Source organism: Streptomyces sp. NBC_00158 (genome assembly GCF_045160885.1).
Classification (GTDB): domain Bacteria; phylum Actinomycetota; class Actinomycetes; order Streptomycetales; family Streptomycetaceae; genus Streptomyces.
This window is the reverse complement of the sequence record NZ_CP108161.1, coordinates 1590013-1607500: the sequence shown is the minus strand read 5'-3', so window position 1 is coordinate 1607500 and position 17488 is coordinate 1590013. Positions and strand designations below refer to the sequence as shown.

The 17488-nt window shown below is 66.6% G+C and carries 11 protein-coding genes; 6 read left to right on the top strand and 5 right to left on the bottom strand.

Features of this window, described 5'->3' with window-relative positions; translation table 11 throughout:
- The first annotated feature begins 262 nt into the window (after window positions 1–262).
- A complete protein-coding gene (locus OG553_RS07105) occupies window positions 263–1912 on the top strand; it encodes a flavin monoamine oxidase family protein (protein WP_405978176.1) in 1650 nt (549 codons plus the stop codon).
- Between the two features lie 218 nt (window positions 1913–2130).
- Here the strand turns inward: OG553_RS07105 and OG553_RS07100 are convergent, their stop codons facing one another.
- Window positions 2131–2568, bottom strand: a complete 438-nt coding sequence (locus OG553_RS07100; protein ID WP_405982980.1) for a peptidase inhibitor family I36 protein — start codon at window positions 2566–2568, stop codon at window positions 2131–2133.
- 588 nt (window positions 2569–3156) lie between these two features.
- Window positions 3157–3471 (bottom strand): hypothetical protein, encoded by a 315-nt coding sequence (locus tag OG553_RS07095; RefSeq protein ID WP_405978175.1) that lies wholly within the window; start codon window positions 3469–3471, stop codon window positions 3157–3159.
- 224 nt (window positions 3472–3695) lie between these two features.
- Between OG553_RS07095 and OG553_RS07090 the strand changes: the two genes are divergently transcribed.
- Complete coding sequence (locus OG553_RS07090) at window positions 3696–5069, top strand: hypothetical protein (RefSeq protein WP_405978174.1); 1374 nt, start codon at window positions 3696–3698, stop codon at window positions 5067–5069.
- Here the strand turns inward: OG553_RS07090 and OG553_RS07085 are convergent.
- The 3 genes from OG553_RS07085 to OG553_RS07075 all read right to left on the bottom strand — a co-directional run bounded on the left by OG553_RS07085 (window position 5056) and on the right by OG553_RS07075 (window position 8932).
- Window positions 5056–5841 (bottom strand): nucleotidyl transferase AbiEii/AbiGii toxin family protein, encoded by a 786-nt coding sequence (locus OG553_RS07085; protein ID WP_405978173.1) that lies wholly within the window; start codon window positions 5839–5841, stop codon window positions 5056–5058. The genes OG553_RS07090 and OG553_RS07085 overlap by 14 nt on opposite strands.
- Entirely contained in the window at window positions 5841–6167 is a 327-nt protein-coding gene (locus OG553_RS07080; protein ID WP_405978172.1) for a hypothetical protein, read from the bottom strand. Before OG553_RS07080 ends, OG553_RS07085 begins: the two co-directional genes overlap by 1 nt.
- A gap of 1073 nt (window positions 6168–7240) precedes the next feature.
- Window positions 7241–8932, bottom strand: a complete 1692-nt coding sequence (locus OG553_RS07075) for a DUF6119 family protein (protein WP_405978171.1) — start codon at window positions 8930–8932, stop codon at window positions 7241–7243.
- Between the two features lie 215 nt (window positions 8933–9147).
- Between OG553_RS07075 and OG553_RS07070 the strand changes: the two genes are divergently transcribed.
- From OG553_RS07070 to OG553_RS07055, 4 genes are all read left to right on the top strand, one after another.
- Window positions 9148–10881, top strand: a complete 1734-nt coding sequence (locus OG553_RS07070; RefSeq protein ID WP_405978170.1) for an N-6 DNA methylase — start codon at window positions 9148–9150, stop codon at window positions 10879–10881.
- Entirely contained in the window at window positions 10878–12908 is a 2031-nt protein-coding gene (locus tag OG553_RS07065) for an N-6 DNA methylase (protein ID WP_405978169.1), read from the top strand. Before OG553_RS07070 ends, OG553_RS07065 begins: the two co-directional genes overlap by 4 nt.
- Before the next feature lie 77 nt (window positions 12909–12985).
- Window positions 12986–14212 carry a restriction endonuclease subunit S gene (locus tag OG553_RS07060; RefSeq protein WP_405978168.1) on the top strand — a complete coding sequence of 409 codons (1227 nt, stop codon included), beginning with the start codon at window positions 12986–12988 and terminating at the stop codon, window positions 14210–14212.
- 26 nt (window positions 14213–14238) lie between these two features.
- Window positions 14239–17445, top strand: a complete 3207-nt coding sequence (locus OG553_RS07055) for a type I restriction endonuclease subunit R (RefSeq protein ID WP_405978167.1) — start codon at window positions 14239–14241, stop codon at window positions 17443–17445.
- The last annotated feature ends 43 nt before the right edge of the window (window positions 17446–17488 follow it).

Sequence of the window (17488 nt, the reverse complement as noted above, 5' to 3'; positions counted from 1 at the left end):
CGATCGCCTCTGGCGTACCCGTTTCCCTGCGGACCCCCACGGAGTTGATCTTTGCGTCCGTCGGTTGCGATTCATCAGGAGTCTTCACATGTCCAACCCCTCCACACCTGAGTCTGGTTCCTCCCGCGACGGAGCCTTAGGAGTAGGCCGCCGCACCCTCCTCGGTTCGGCCGCTGCGGCGGCTGTCGCCGGTGCTGTCGGTCTGGGTGGGCGCCCGGCCGCGGCCTCTCCGAAGCCGACCACGGCTGGCCACGATCCTCAGGTGAGCCGGGATCTGGCCCGCAAGCTCCTGATGGTCGGTGACGCCGGTGAGGACCTCACCCTGCGCAATCTGCGAATCCTGATCGACGGGCAGATGCCCGCGCGAGCACGCCGCAAGAAGGTCCTGGTCGTGGGGGCGGGTGTGGCCGGGCTGGCTGCCGCGGGGCTGCTCAAGCAGGCCGGGCACGAGGTGGTGGTCATCGAGGCCAACGCGAGCCGTGTGGGCGGACGCCTGAAGACCTTCCGGAACTTCTCCGACAAGGCCTTGTACGCGGAGGCGGGCGCGATGCGGCTGCCGGACTTCCACCCCCTGGTCCTCGCCCTCGCCGACAAGCTGGGTCTCAAGCGGCGGCTCTTCTACAACGCCGACGTGGCCCCGGGAGCCAAGCCCCAGGGCGCCCGGCCGCCGGTGCTCTACCGGTCCTTCGCCGGCCGGACGTGGACCAACGGCCGGGCCGGAGACGAGGCGGCTTTCGCCTCGCCCCCCTCCACCGGACGCAGGCTCATCCACGTCAACGGGATGGCCACCAGCCGAGGCGCCTATGCCTCGAACCCGCGCCGGCTGAACGCGAGCTTCGGCGCGAAGAGCGTCACCACGATGGCGTCGGCCCTGGACCAGGCGCTAGAGCCGGTCACCGTACGGTCCGAAGGAAGCATCGACGACCGGATCAGCGCATGGGCCGATGTCCTGGGCAAGTACGACGACTACTCCACGCACCGCTACCTCGTCGAGGAGGCGGGCTGGGAGCTGGCCGACATCCAGGCCGCCGGAACCCTGGAGAACCTCACCTCCAGGCTGCACTACTCCGTGATCACCGCCCTCATGGACAACGCCACCATCACCCCGACCAACCGCTACTGGGAGCTGGAAGGCGGCATGGACGTCCTGACCAGCGCCATGGCGGCCCCGCTCAAGAACGACATCCGCATGGGCCGGCGGATGACGCGTCTGGTCCAGAGCGAGAGCGGTGTCCGGATCGAAACCGCCGCCGAAAGCGGCGACGAGGAGTCCTGCGACGGCGCGCCGACCGGGCCCGTCCAGAGTTTCGAGGGCGACTACGCCATCGTCACGATCCCCTTCAGCGCGCTGCGCTTCTGCTCCGTCGAACCGCTGATGTCCTACCCCAAGCGCCGTGCCGTCGCAGACCTCCACTACGCGCCGGCGACCAAGGTGCTCCTGGAGTTCAAGTCCCGCTTCTGGGAGAAGGGACCGGGCGGCTTCACCGGCGGCGGCTGCACATCCGACAGCCCGAGCCGCTTCACCTACCTGCCCTCCCACGCACCCGCCGGATCACCGGGTGGCGTCGTCCTCGCCTCCTACAGCTGGTCCGACGACGCCATGCGCTGGGACTCCCTCACCGAGGGCGAGCGTCGCGCCTTCGCGCTCGACGACATGGAGCGCCTCTTCGGCCGCGTCGTACGCCGCGAGTACACGGGTGTCGGCGTCACTCAGTCCTGGACCCGGGCGCGCTACGCCCTCGGCCAGGCGGCCATGTTCACTCCCGGCCAGCTCCACGAACTGCACCCCGCGACGCGCACCGTTGAGGGCCGGGTCCACTTCGCCGGCGAACACACCAGCCTCAAGCCCGCCTGGATCGAAGGATCCCTGGAATCAGCCGTACGCGCCTTCCTGGAAGTCCACCCCCGCTGACCGCTCCGTCCCAGGTCCGGGTCTGCCGCACGAACGGCGAGACCCGGACCCGTCGGGCCCTGGAACCATCGGGGCCGCGCAGACAGGAAGCTCCTGATCAAAGGTGTCGGTGCGTGGCGGTTGGTCGCCGTCGGCACGCCTCGGCAGGCGTTCCCCGCCTCCTGAACCGGCTCGTGCCTACTGCTGCCGGCTTCAGTTTCGGCCGCACGCCAGAGAGATCAGTTGATCTTCACCGAGGTGATCTGGTCGTTCCAGTTGAAAGTGGCCTCAGGCCCGTACGGGGCCTGGTCGGCCTTGCCGGTGGGGGCCTGGCCGAGGGTGGTGTAGGCGGTGCGGCGGCGAGCCGTGGTGGTGAAGCTGTGCCCGCTGAATTTGTGGTCCTGGTAGATCGTGACCCGGCGGCCGGTGTTGTTGATGAGGGAGGAGGCGCGGTCGCTCATGCCGTTGAGATTGGGGTCGCTGACCTTGGTCGCCCACATCGATCCGCCGGTGGGGGACTTGGGTTCCTTACTGGGGAACCCTCCCTTGGTGTTCCACTGGACGTCGTCGTAGATGCACAGGTATCCGTCCGGGCATGCCTCGTACCCGTGGCCGCCCTGGACGTAGAAGGTGTCGGGTTGCCCCTCCGCGGCAGCGGCAGGCCCGCCGGGCAACACCGGCGCCAAAGCGATGAGTAAGCCAGCGACGACCGTGAGCCCTCGTGCGCGGTCGATGTGCATGCGATACCTCCGAAAGTTGTGAGCGCGAATCGCATGATCAACGCCCCCCCGTCCAGAAGGTCACCGCCGCGGCAGTACAGCGACTCGCCAGTGCCCTACACCGCCGTAGCGGGCCAGCAGCAACCGGGAGTCCGACGTTCAACCCCAAGGCAGCGGCCATCTTCTCCTGCTCCAACCCGCGGGCGTCGTGGGCGGGCCCGTGCGCGGTGCGCGCGGCAATGAGTTCCAGGCTCCTCCCAGAGGAACCACGAGTGGCAGTGGAGGCCCCGGATGCGGGGAGGCACTCCGGGGCCTCCACCAAAGCTATCCCTGCAACCGCCCTCCCGCGGCCACCCCATAACCAGACCGATACGGCGACCGGTCAAGTCCTGACGGATCACCGGCGGTCGGAGCCAAGAAAGGTGGCCGGAGAAGAGAGGGGAGAGCTTGAGATGAGCCGCCGTCGGTGTGACCGGTCATCCGGGGAGCCCGGCCGCTCAGGAGGAATGATCCTTCGTCATCTGGCTCGGGACATGACCGCATTACCTACGGTGTACCGCTGCCATCCCGAAGACCACGCGCGAGCTGGCCCACCAACATCACGATGAGGCCGACGACCAGAATCGCGCCGCCGGTCAAGGTGCCCCAGAGCCGGGTGTCGGCGTCGTCGATCACCAGCCCGAAGACCACCTGCCAGCAGAGCGCGAGGGCCGCCACCAGCTGGCCCACGCCGTAGAGGCGAGGGCTGCGGACGTGGCGCCGGTTCATGGGGAGCACCCAGCCGCGTGTGACCGCCGCCATCCCAGAGGCGGCGATGAGCAAAGCGATGACAACGACAGATGCGGCGAGGTACAGCTTCATGGTCTCTCTCCTGCGCGCCGGGCCCGCGCCAGACGTGAGCGTGATCATGGCATCTACCGCACCCCGCGTCCACAGGCTTCGCGCGGGCGCCCGGCGATCGGCCGGACAAGTCCCACCTGGTCGATACCGATCGCTGCGGGATCATTTCCCCGCTTCTGGGCTTGATGGCCGTCGATGTCCGGTAGAGCGGAGGCATCTGTCGGCTGAGAGCATGAGGTGGGCGCATGCGCCGCTGGTCCCCGTTGAACGACCGCCAACGAGAGCTCCTGCAGCGGCTGGATGCCGACGATGAGCTGGGCGCGGTGTCGGCCGAACGGCTCTCCGCGTATGCACTGCGCGACCGAGGGCTGCTGGTTGTCGTACGTCGTGGCGGGGTGGTGCGGACCGAGGTCACCGACGCCGGGAAGTTCTATCTGGAGCACGGTCACCACCCGGAGGATCCGCAGTACACCGCCGTGTCCCAGGACGGAACCGAGAAGCCGCCCGTCCCGTACTCGGAGAGGGCTGTGGCCGGAGCGCGGCGTGCCAAGGCGGTGGAGTTGATCGAGCGGCTTGTGGCTGAGCGGCGGGTGGTCATCCCTGAGCCCGACGAGGCGACGGAAGCCGAATACCGGCGGGCCATCTACTACGCGAAGCGGTACAACCTCGCCCCGCCGGGGAAGCGCATCGACAAACTCCGCCTGTGGAACGGCGACCTTCAGATCTCCCTGGAGGACGGGCCGCATCGCGACGCGAAGAGCGAGAGACCGGAGGGTGCGCCGCTCCTTCCTGTGCCTGTCCAACTGCGGTCCCTTCATCCGGTGGTGGCTGCTCTCAAGGAAGACGCGAGTCGGCTCACTGTGTCCGCGCCTCTTCGGAACAGGGCTCTCCGTTTACTCCAGGGCCTGTGCGCGGAAGCGGTGAAGCGCGGCTACGCGGTACGTGAGCGCCCGATGGATGAGAACTACCGCAGTCGGGCCTATGCGTACGGCGGCACGTACATCCCCTCTCGTCCCTCCCGGCGTGAGGGCGAGCTGGACCTGGACGTCGGTGGCTTCACGTACACGGTGACCATCAAGCAGGAATTCCCGCTGTCCGAGGATCCGGAGCGGGCACGGAGTCTGATGCTCGAGCTCCCGTACAGCCGATCGGGCCGCAGGAACACATGGGCCGACCGGAAGCGGTGGAGGCTGGAGGACGTCCTCGGGGCGGTCCTGCGCGAGGTGGAGGTCCGGTCTGGGGAAGACGCCCGACGCCGGATCGAGGAGAAGCGGGCTGAGGAGGACCGGAAGGTCCGGTGGCGGGTGGCGATGGACTCGGCGCGGGAGCAGGCGATCCTGGCCCAGCTCGCCGCTGTCCTGTGTGAGCAGGCCAAGGACTGGCATCAGGTGAACGAGTTGAGCAGGTATTGCGATGCCCTGGAGCGGCGGCTGGCCGCGTCAGGCGATTCCGTAGCCCCGGAAACAGTCTCCAGCCGGCAGTGGCTGGAGTGGGCCCGCGCCTACGTGAGATCTCTGGACCCATTGCGAGAGCTCCCCGGGATGCCGGAGCCCCGCGATCCCGAGGCGGAGGAGCTGAAGCCGTACCTGAAGGGCCACCCTCCGGTTACCGCCTGGTAGGGCTTCCGGGATTCGGGTTCGGGCCGGGACGCGGCGCTGGGGCGGGGAGGGGATCTCCGGACCGTTTGCCGGGTTGCTCAGTGGACGACTCGACCTGCTCGCGGATTCTCGCGGCCTCGGCATGCACCTGGTCGGTGAGCTCGCGCTGCCAGGCGGCGAACTCCTGGCGGATGGCGGCCGCGGCCGGGCCATCGAGGCCGTATGCGGCGAACTGTTTGTCGGTGTGGTGCTGGACGCGGGCGAGGGCGGACTCATACTCGTCGAGACTGGGCTCGGCCTCGTTCTGTGCGGCGAGTTCGAGCAGTCGAGCGCGGGTGTAGCCGGCCTTCAGGAGCGCGTTGACGTCGATGGCGTCCCGGACTTCGGCGCGGCCGAAGAGAGCGCCGGTCTTGGCGGCGGCGAGATCGTCGAGGTGGAGGACCGGACCGAGGTCCGATGCGACGGGCGGGTGGTGGAGCAGGTCGCCGACCAACTCCACCTTCGACTGGGCGCCGGAGGCGGGATCCGTGACGTGCAGGCGCGCGTACACCTGTGCCTGCTGAGTGACCTGGACGAGGTACCCGGCCGCCTGGTACGCCTCGACGAGGCGTGCGATCGCCTGTGGCAGCTCCCCCTCGGCGCGTCCGATCGGGGTGAACAGGTCGACATCGTCACTGACGCGGCTGACGAGGCGATGAGCCTGGACGGCGTATCCGCCCGCGAGCCGGTAGCCGAAGTCCTCGGCGAGCGCTTCCAGGCCGATGCGGATGAGCCGATGGTGCAGTTCTTCCACTACGCGGCCGCCGCCGATGCACTGGCGAGCTCGGGGAAGCGGTACTCCCACGCGGCCCTGGCCGGGCGGGGCAGGAACAGTGCCTGCCAGTGGCTCCGCAGCACCTCCGCATCGAGGTGCGCGTGCAGGTCCTCGGGCGTCTGAGCCTCGCGGATCACTCGCTCGTACATCAGTACGACATCGGCGTCATCGGCCAGGTCGTACTCGTAGGGCGGGCCCCAGTCCAGGTGTCGGGGCAGTACCACGAAACCGTCCGCCGGCCCGCTCAGCTCCCCGAGCGAGCCCGGCAGGGTGTACGGCCGAAGCTGTGCGTACCTGCTGCTCATGCTCACCAGCATGCCCGAAACCGTGGCCCCGCGGTACGCATACCGGCGATGGCAGCGCTCCCGTGAGCCGACCGAGGCGGGCGCGTGGCACGCTCACCTCCGTGTTCCAGGCATCTGACCGGGCTGGGTCTGGGCGTTTCGCCTCCCGGGAGTACCGCCGACCAAGATCCCAACCCTTGCAAGAGGGGCGAGGCAGCCACACACAGAGAGAGACGGCGCGGGCTGCCTCGGCGAGAGTCCTGGGGCGGGCGTCGGGGTCCCGCAGTCACGTTGGAATGGTTCTCCGGACGTCCTCGTCGAGCCGGCGGTGTCCCCTTCGTGCCTGACCGGCTTCCTGGGCTGCTTGGGCCTTTCCGCGAAAAGAGGCAGGCAAAGAGCGTCAGAGCGCCGCACATACCGCCCACTCTGCACGTAACGCACACCGGCAACCTGTCCAATTTGTTCCTAGTGAGCCGCTGACCTGCGGTTTTCTTTGACCTGTTTTTGATAGATCTTATTTCGATGACCCACCACGTGGAGTGCGTGGCGATCCTGGAGCCGGTGCGAGAAGGTTCCTGACCTGCGGATTTTCGTTTAAGTAGGCAACTCCACCTGTTTTCCGACCGACAACAGGTGGAGACCGATGTTCACGACTGCGGCCCCCTGACCTGGGGTTTTGGGTGGCTAAGGAGGGGACGTGGTCGAGGCCTCGCTGGATCGCTCAGTGTCTTGACGCACGAATGACGCTCATCCAGCGCCCCTTGCTGATGGTCCATCAGCAAGGGGCGGTCGCTACTTGGGTCGGCCTGACCGGTGTTCTTCGCGCCTCTCGCGAGTACAGGCCGGCGCCGGACGGCTTGGGGTGTGGCCGTCCGATCTTGGCGAGCATCCGAGTGCAGATGTCACTTTGTGTGATGGCGGGGGGTGCTCAGCGCGGACTGTAGCGACCTGGGATGCCGTCGCTCGATCAGCCTGTCAGCGCACCAGTCAACGGCGCGGCTGCGCGCGCGGCGCTGCTGTTGATCCTTCGCTGAGGAGGTTCCAGCCCGCTCTTGTTGTCCGCGGTCGCTGTAGCACCCTGCAGCAGTGCGGGTTCAGCGTCGGATTGCGATGACTTCTACCTCCGCGTTCATCGCGCGCAAACGACGTGCCGACTGGAGGAGGGAGACCTGAGCGAAGGCGAAGAGGGAGTCGACGCTGATCTCCCTTCCCTCCTTGAGGAGGATGGCGAGCACGACCTTCAGCGTGCCGAAGTCGCTCAGGAGACGGTGATCGGGACTATGGTCCGCAACCTGTCCTAGGAAAGCACTGCGGATAGCTTCGTCGCTGCGCAGGGTTTCGACGGCAGTGACCGCCTGGGCGAAGAGGTGGTTCAGCGGCGCGGTGCCGTCGCTGCTGGTGGCCTTCTTGACGCAGATCAGCTGGTTGTCCGGGCCGAGGACATCGCAGACCTCCAGTCCGCCACCGTTGAACTTGTCCGTGACGATGTTTTTCTTGTCGAAGAGGAGGTAGCCCTCCTGGCCTGCTGCCTGCTTGTTGTACCAGTCCTCATCGTGAGAGTCCCGCCCCTTGGCGTTCGGTACTCCCTTCGGCCAGGCGGGCAGTTGGACACTGGACGACTTGCCCAGTAGCTCCCGGAGCTCTTCCTCCAACGTTTCGAGGAATCCCGCTCCCACCTCGTACCACTTTCCGTGGCCGTAGAAGTACCGCACCGTTTCCACGGGGACGTCCGCGATGAGCCACTCCTTGCCGGTGGTCGCGGCGCTGGCCGGCGTTTTCAAGTCGTCGTCGCTGAACATGACGACCCGGACCTGGCCGAGCGCCTTGAGGCGCTCGCCTTCGGTCTTGTCCGAGACGAACTCGAGGAGGACAGGAAGGTCCAGGTCGGTGACGTCGATGCTGCGGCTACCCGAGCTGATCCGGAACGCCTGGGCGGAGCCGAAGCCTTCCTGGCAGCTCTCCGGAACTCCCAGCGTGAGCCGCGGGTGACTCGAGTCGGCGAGCATGCGCTCAAGGACTGCCTGGGCGTTTACCGCCTTGCGGCTGCGGTTGTCCAGCGTGCGGAGCCGATCGACGAAGCCCAGTTCGGGCAGCGGATCCGGGCGCGAGCAGACCTCCTCTATCGCGCGCAGGTCGTTGAGGAATTCGTCCGGGGTCGTGGCCAGCGGCAGCTTGATGGTCGACTCGGAACACTCGACCCGAACATGCTTGGAGGTACCGGAGGGCAGTGAAGTCAACGGGATGCCACTGACCGTTCCGCAGATGCGGCGGACGACTGCGCCGAACCGGTCGAGGCCGAAGCCGTCGATTCGCTCCCCGCGGGCGACGGAGTACTCGTCGACACGCCCCCGTCCGTCCATGATCTGATTGCGCACCTTGATGATGCCGTCCTCGTCGAGGCAACGGGTGGCGAACTCCAGGCCGAACTCATCATCACGGTAGTACGGGTCCAGCATGTGCTGGCCGACCCCGTAACTCAGGGCGTACAGGCCGCGCTCGGTGCGCATGACCACCAGGCCCGCAGCAGAGTGATTCCGTTCGTTGACCTCCAGGCCGGTGATCCGCTCGACAGCCGGGCACCAGTCGGCGCGGTCCCGGGGGATTCCCCCGTTCACCAGCAGCCCGGTGACGCCCTCCCAGGCGAACTCGCGGACTTGGTAACCGGGTCTGTCGAGATAGTGAGGGCGCACAAGAGTGCGGAGTTCCACCTCGCCACCGTCGGGAACAGTAAGCCGGTGCAACGTGGACTTTCGGGTGCCGGTGCTGTTCTTCTCCTTGGCCGCCACGTGATGCTCCTTCGAGTCGAGGTGCCGGAGGTCAGTGCCGCGGGGTCGTTCTCCTCGATCCGCGTGCCTTCGTGCTCACGCCCGGTTCTCCTCCGGTGCGCTGTGCGGTGTCGGAGTCAGTTCTTGGCGCGTGATACCAAGTGAACAGGATCCAGTTAACACCGTCAACGTAATGTAACTTGGAAATTCAAGCGCGAACGGTGTACGGTCGCGCCATGACCGGAGGAAACGAGGCGCCCGATGCCACGGCGACCGCTGCGGAGATCGCACGGTGGGCAGGCGTGACGCGTGCCGCGGTGTCCAACTGGCGCAGGCGTCGTTCGGACTTCCCCGCGCCCGTAGGTGGCACTTCGGCGAGTCCCCTGTTCTCGCTCGCCGAGGTACGGCAGTGGCTGGAAGGGCAGCGTGAAGGGCGAGAGGTCAGCGGGGAGGTCCGGCTCTGGCAGGCGCTGCGCGGCGTCTACGGCGAGGAAATGGCCGGGGCGCTGGCTGCTGTCGGGGAATATCTCCGGGGCGATGCAGAAGACCTTGCCGACCAGGTCGCCCGAGAGGCGGCGGACGGGCTGGTCGCCGACCGGACGCCCACCGAGGTGATGGATGCTCTGGTCGCCCGGCTGCTGGATTCCACCGCGCGCGCCGCGTTGGACGGGGCCTCGACATTGCAGCTGGCTCGCGCGGTCCGAGAATTCGCTGGTGAGACCGCAGGCACCGTCTTTGACCCCGCGTGCGGCATCGGCTCGCTCCTCGTTGCGGTGGGCGGCGGTGCGGTCCAGAGCAGACTGGGGCAGGACACACAGGCAGATGCGGCACGCGTAGCCCAAGTGCGTGCGGCCTTGGTCGCCACTGGTACAGCGGCGCCGGTTCAGGTCGTGGCAGGCGACTCGTTGCGGGCTGACGCGTTCCCCGATCTCCGCGCAGACCTGGTCGTGTGCGAGCCGCCGACCGCTGTGGCCGACTGGGGCCGCGAGCAGTTGCTCGTCGATCCGCGCTGGGAGGCGGGTGTGCCCTCGCGCGGGGAGAGCGAACTCGCCTGGCTTCAGCATTGCTACCACCACACAGCACCCGGCGGGCGAGCCGTGGTGGTCCTGCCGGCATCGGTCGCCCATCGCCGCTCCGGTCGCAGAATCCGTGCGGAGTTGGTGCGTCGTGGCTGCGTCACCGCAGTGGTGGCTCTACCGCCCGGCCTCGCCGCCAGTCATGCACTTCCGCTACACCTGTGGCTGCTGAGCCGTCCCTCCAGCCCTGGGCGGGCGGCGGGGACCGTACGCATGGTCGATCTCACCGCCAACAGCCCGGACGGACCGTGGGACCCTCAGCCGCACCAGGAGGCGGAGGTGCAGCTGATCGATCTGCTGGACAACGAGGTGGACCTCACTCCCAGCCGCTACGTACGCGAGCCGGAACCCGACTACGCGGTGGAGTACGCCAAGCTGCGTGAGGATCTGGACACGCGCCTGCGCCGCCTTCGGGTGCTGCTTCCCGAGCTGCCACCACGTGGCCGGGCCGACGCTCTGGACGATGGCGTCCCGGTGGCCGTGAGTGACCTGCTGGCCGCCGGCCTGGTCAGCCTGGACGGTGATGAGCTCACCTCCGTCAGTGACCAGTTGGACCCCGACTACGTGCGTGGATTCGCCAGCAGCGCGGCGAACGTCCGTCGTAGCACGTCCTCTTCGGGTACGTTCCGAGCGGAGCTGCAGGCGGCGCGCCTGCCCCGCATGGACGTTGAGCGACAGCGCCGCTACGGCGACGCCTTTCGCTCGTTGGGCGCGTTCGAGCGTGAACTCGCCGAACTCGCCAGCATGGGCGACCGGGCTGCGCAGCTCGCCCGCGACGGCCTCACGGGCGGCGCACTCGATCCGCCGGCGACACGTGACGGCGGGAACTCTGAACACCAAAGCACGACGATCGACGGAGACGCCGCAGTGGGGCGAGAGGACAGGACACTTTGAGCAAGAACCAGGAACTGGCCGACTTCATCTGGTCGGTGGCCGACCTCCTGCGCGGTGACTACAAGCGCTCGGAGTACGGGAAGGTCATCCTGCCGCTGACGGTGCTGCGCCGACTGGACTGCGTCATGGCCCGGACCCGCCAGGCGGTGTGGGACCGGGCGGCCTCCTACACCGGAGAGAACAAGGACGGACTGCTGCTGGCAGCGTCCAAACTCAAGTTCTACAACCTGTCCGAGCAGACCTTCGACACGATCAGCAGCGACGCGGCCAACGTGGCGAAGAACCTCAAGGACTACATCCGGGGATTCTCCTCGGAGGCCACCGAGATCATCAACCGCTACGAGTTCCACCTCCAGATCGACCGCCTGGACAACGCCGACCTGCTCTACCAGGTGGTGCGGAAGTTCGCCGGCCTGGACCTGAGCTTCGAGGCCGTGGACAACCACGACATGGGTTACGTCTTCGAGGAGCTGATCCGCAAGTTCGCCGATGCCTCCAACGAGACCGCCGGTGAGCACTTCACCCCGCGCGAGGTCATCGAGCTCATGGTCGAGCTGCTGCTCGCCCCGGACGACGACCGGCTGAACGGAGAAGGCCAGGTCGTCAAGATCCTCGACCCGGCCTGTGGCACCGGCGGCATGCTCTCGGCAGCTGAAGAGCACATCCGCAAGCTGAACCCGCGCGTGCGCGTCAACCTGTTCGGACAGGAGCTGAACGCCGAGTCGTACGCGATCTGCCGCTCCGACATGCTTCTGAAGGGCCACACGGCCAAGAACATCCGTTTCGGCAACTCCTTCAGCCAGGACGGCCACGACGGCGAGACCTTCAACTACATGCTCGCCAACCCGCCCTTCGGTGTGGAGTGGAAGAAGGTCGAGAAGGTCGTACGCCAGGAGCACGAGGACCGCGGATTCGACGGCCGCTTCGGAGCCGGCCTGCCTCGGATCAATGACGGTTCGTTGCTGTTCCTGCAGCACATGATGAGCAAGATGCAGCCGCTTAAGAAGGACGCGGCAGGCGATGAGGTCGGCGGTACCCGCTTGGCCATTGTCTTCAACGGCTCCCCTCTGTTCACTGGCGGCGCCGGGTCGGGCGAGTCGGAGATCCGCCGGTGGATCATCGAGCACGACTACCTGGAGGCGATCGTTGCCCTCCCGGACCAGCTCTTCTACAACACCGGCATCTCCACGTACTTCTGGATCATCACCAACCGCAAGCCCGCCGATCGCAAGGGCCGCGTGATCCTGCTCGACGCTCGCGACCAGTGGACCAAGATGCGCAAGGGCCTCGGTGAGAAGCGCAAGCAGATGACTCGGGAACAGATCGGGCACATCGGCCTCATCTACCGTGACGCGCTCAGCATCGCCGGCAACGAGGCCCATCCGGACCTTGGACGGGTGAAGGTCTTGGCCAACCGGGACTTCGGCTACCAGCGCATCACCGTGGATCGTCCGCTCAAGCTCCGATTTGAGCTGACCGATGACAGTCTGACCCAGCTCGGAGCGTCCGCCGCCGTGAAAAAGGCGATCGGAGGTGAGACTGAGGTCGCGCAGCTGCTCGCTGCGCTCAAGCCGCTGACTGGATCGCAGTGGTCGACGAGGGCCGAGGCATGGGATGCCCTGCGGACGGCGATGGCAGCCGACGGTGTGTTGTGGCCCTCTGCCGCACCGTTCCAGAAGGCCCTGCGCGACGCGGTGGGCGTCACTGACCCGGGGGGCGAGGTGCAGCTCATCAAGGGCAAGCCCGAGCCTGACCCCGACCTGCGCGACAACGAAAACGTCCCGCTGAGCGAGGACATCGACGAGTACTTCGACCGCGAAGTCCTGCCGCACGTCCCGGATGCCTGGATTGCTGAAACCCGCAATCCGAAGACGAAGGAAATTGAGCGGTTCAAGGTGGGGTACGAGATCCCCTTCACCCGCCACTTCTACGTCTACACGCCGCCGAGGCCGCTCGCAGAAATCGACGCGGAACTGAAGTCGCTGGAGGCCGAGATTCAGGCACTGCTCGGCAAGGTGGCGGGGTGAACTCGGTGCGGAGTACTCGATCTGTCCTTTCTTCGGCTTCCTGGCCTTCGGGCTGGCGAGCGGTTCCCTTGTGGGCAATGTTCGACCGAGTCAAAGACGTTGGCCATCCGAATGAGGAATTGCTCAGCGTGTACCGTGAGCACGGTGTTGTGAAGCGGTCAGGGAGGGAAGATAACTTCAATAAGGCGGCGCCTGACCGAAATATCTACCAGCTGGTCCACCCAGGGTGGCTTGTGGTAAACCGCATGAAGGCCTGGCAGGGGTCGGTTGGCATTTCTCCGTATCGTGGAATTGTCTCTGGGCATTACATCTGCTTTCGGCCGAAGCATCAAGAGGAGAACTCCTTCCTTAATTGGCTACTCCGCTCGACAATCTATGCAGCGGAGTTTGCATCCTTGTCCCGGGGCGTGCGTCCGGGGCAGGTGGAAATCGACAACGACCTGCTGCGCGTGCTCTCGGTCAAGCTGCCCTCTGTGGACGAGCAGCGCCGCATTGCCGACTTCCTCGACGCTGAGATTGCCCAGATTGATGGCCTCGTTACCCTGCGAGAACGACAGTTGGACCTCCTGACGGAGGCAGGGGTATCCCGAGTGTTCGCTGCTATCCGTGGCGAAAACGTGCCGGGGGTCCGCAAAGACAGCGGGCTCCCGTGGCTGGGTGATGTTCCGAAGGAGTGGCCGGTAGCGGCGGTTGCCCACTTTTTCGATGTAGACCTCGGAAAGATGCTGAATCCGGACCGGGCGCGAGGCGTGCACATGAGGCCCTATCTCCGTGTGGCGAATGTTCAGTGGGGAGAGGTCAGCACGGATGATCTAGTGCAAATGGACTTTCCGCCAGAAGAGCGCCGCCGCTATTCGCTGCAACAGGGTGACCTCCTGGTCTGTGAGGGAGGTAGCTGGCCCGGACGGGCGGCAATCTGGGACGGCTCAATCCAGGAAATCTACTATCAGAAGGCGCTGCATCGACTGCGCCCAAGGGGGAATTCTCTCACTGGCTGGCTCTACTACTGTTTGATGGCCGCCGAGCGTCTGAACGTCTTCGCGGCCCAGGGTAATACCAGCACGATGACGCATTTGACGCGAGAGCAACTAAGGCCCCAGCGATTCCCATTCCCGGATGTCGAGGTCCAGCGCAGGATTGTTGCCGAGCTCGATTCTGCCGCGAGGGCTGACAGCGAGCTGAGGCGGGTGCTGACTAGGCAACTCGCATCCCTCGTCGAGCGCCGCCAGGCACTGATTACCGCTGCCGTCACTGGCCAGCTCGACGTCACCACTGCCCGTCCGACGCACGACCGCGATCTCTGAGGGGGATTCAGATGAACGATGCCCGCGTGTACACCGAGAAGGCTTTCGAGAACGCCGTGGAAGCGGCGCTGCTGCGCAGTGGCTGGCAGCGCGGGCTGTCGAACACCTACGACCCCACGCTCGGCATCGACACCTCCGAACTGGCCGCGTTCCTCGGTGCGTCGCAGAACGACGCGTGGCTGGCGCTCCAGGCCGCCTACGGCGAGGACGAAGAGCAGGCCATCGGCCGGTTCGCGAAGCGAGTGGCGCGGGAGATTGACTCGCGTGGCCTGCTGGATGTGCTGCGTCGAGGCGTGAATGACCGGGACGTGAAGATCCATCTTGCATACTTCCGTCCCGCGCACACTCTCGCCGCCGACGCTCTGGCCGAGTACGACGCCAACCGCCTCACCTTCGTGCGCCAGTTCCACTACTCCGCTGCGCGTCCGGCCGACAGCCTCGACATGGCGTTCTTCCTCAACGGACTGCCGGTCGCCTCGGTGGAGTTGAAGAACGGGCTGACGGGCCAGACCGTCGAGGACGCCAAGCGGCAGTACCGCCGCGACCGCGACCCGAAGGAGCTGTTCTTTGCCAAGCGCAGCCTGGTCCACTTCGCGGTCGATCCGGCGCTGGTATTTCTGACGACCCGCCTGGCCGGCGACGCCACCCGCTTCCTCCCCTTCAACACCGGCTCTGGTGGCCCTGGCCAGATGGGCGGCGCGGGCAACGTCCCGGCCTCGACCGATGGGAAGTACCCCACCTCCTACCTCTTCGACGAGGTATGGGCCCGGGACAACTGGCTGGAGCTGCTGCAGCGGTTCCTGCACGTCGAGGACGCAGCCGCGAAGGCCGGCCGGGCGCCGTCGCACAAGCCGGGTAGCGCGCACACGCAGCCGTTGATCTTCCCGCGGTTCCACCAGTGGGACGCGGTGCGCAAGCTCATCGCGCACGCGGCCCGCCACGGGGCGGGGGAGAACTACCTGATCCAGCACTCGGCCGGCTCGGGCAAGTCCAACACCATTGCCTGGCTCGCGCACCACCTGTCCAGCCTGCATACCTCTCACGACCTTGGGCAGATCGCACCCGCTGCGCTCGCCTCCGGTCTGGGGGCGAACAAGCTGGTCTTCGACAAGGTCATCGTCATCACCGACCGGCGGGTACTGGACAAGCAGCTCCAGGACACCATCTACCAGTTCGACCACAAGGCTGGCGTGGTGGTGCGGATCGACGAGAACTCCCAGCAGCTCGCGGACGCGCTGACCGGGCCGACGGCCCGGATCGTGATCACCACGGTGCAGAAGTTCCCCTTCGTCCTGGACAGGGTCGCGGGGCTGGGAAGTCAGCGTTTCGCGGTGATCATCGACGAGGCGCACTCCTCGCAGGGTGGGGAAAGCGCAGCGGCCTTGAAGAAGGCGCTGGGACGTCTCGGCTCGGACGCGGTGGACGAGGACGGTGACCCGCTGACGGCCGCGGCCCTGGCGCGCGGCAAGCAGCCGAACCTGTCCTTCTTCGCGTTCACGGCCACCCCCAAGGCGAAGACGATCGATCTCTTCGGCACCCCTTACGCGAATCCCGGCTCGGGGGAGCAGGAGAAGGGACCGTTCCACGTCTACTCGATGCGGCAGGCCATCGAGGAGGGCTTCATCCTCGATGTGCTCGGCAACTACATCACCTATGCCACGTACTTCAAGCTCCAGGAAGCTGCCGCCGAAGAGGCGGAGCAGCAGGTGGACCCGCGTAAGGCGCGCTCGCGGCTAGTGCGGGCCGCGCTGATGTCGGAAGCGTCGATGGCCTCCCGCGCAAAGATCATCGTCGACCACTTCCGGTCGCACTCCAGCCCGCGCCTCGGCGGCCGGGCCAAGGCGATGGTGGTCACCTCCGGCCGTGATCACGCCGTACGGCTGTACCAGGCCATGCGGGCGTATATCGACCAGCGGGGCTTCACCGATTGCGGCACCTTGGTCGCGTTCTCCGGGGCCCTGACGCTCGACGGGATCGAGTACACCGAGGCCAAGCTCAACGGCTTCCCCGAACGCGAACTGCCTGCACGTTTCGGCTACACCCGCGCGGACGACCCGAACCCGCCTTCCGTCCCCAAGCCCGAGCACCGCATTCTCGTCGTCGCCGAGAAGTACCAGACCGGCTTCGATCAGCCGCTACTGACCACCATGTACGTGGACAAGGTCCTGGTGAAGCTGGCCGCGGTGCAGACGCTTTCCCGGCTCAACCGCACCCACCGGCTCAAGACCACCGAGGACCTTTTCATCCTCGACTTCGCCAACCGGCCGGAGGACATCGAGCAGGCTTTCCAGCAGTACTACGAGGCGTCGGTCAGCGAGCCCACCGACCCCAACCTGCTGTTCGACCGCGAACGCGAGGTGATGGCATACCAGCTCCTGGTGGAAGCGGAGATGGACGCCTTCGTGACCGCGTACTTCGCGGCCTTCCAGGGGGGCTCGGCCACCGACACTGCCATCATGAAGGCCCACGCCCGCCTTTACGGCTACCTGCAGCCCGCGCTGGACCGCTTCAACGCACTCAACGCCGCCGAACCGGACACCGCCGCCGAATTCCGCCGCGCCCTGGACTCCTACACCAGGGCGTACGGCTGGCTCTCCCACGTCATCGGATTCGAGAACCTCGAGCTGGAACGGCTCTACCAGTACGGACGCTTCCTGCTGCGCCGCCTTCCCGCACCCGCCCGCAGCGCTGGCGCCGACATAGGGACGGCCGCCCCGAGTCACATGCGCATCGCCAAGACGGGCACCCCGGAGCTGCGCTTGGAGGCGGCGGGTGCCCAGGTACTGCCTGGCCTGGTCCCCGAGGCGGCCGGAGCAGTGGCCGAGGCGGAGGAGATGTCGCTGGCCGAGGTGATCCAGTCCGTCAACGAGGAGTACGGGACCGGGCTGTCCACCACCGACCAGATCCTGCTCGGTCAACTCGTTGTTGCCGTCAGCGAAGACCCCGAACTCCGGGCCATCGCCCTGCACCAGGACCAGGACGTCTTCGGCGGCGAACTGGAGAAGGACCTCGACCGGATCGTCATCGACCAGGCGGCGTCCAACGACGCCCTGATGGTGCGCTACTTCGACGACGCCGACGTCAACCGCCTGTTCAAGCAGGTCGCGACCCAGCAGGCATACCAGCTCATCCGACGCCCGGTCCGACGAGAGGCCGAGCGCCGGGCCACCGAGCAGCGGGCCGCCGAGCTCAAGTCGTCCGGAAGCCGTCGGGCGGAACCGCCGACCGCATAGCCTGTGCTTTGCAGCACGTCAGACAAGAGGCCGAACGGGGTGG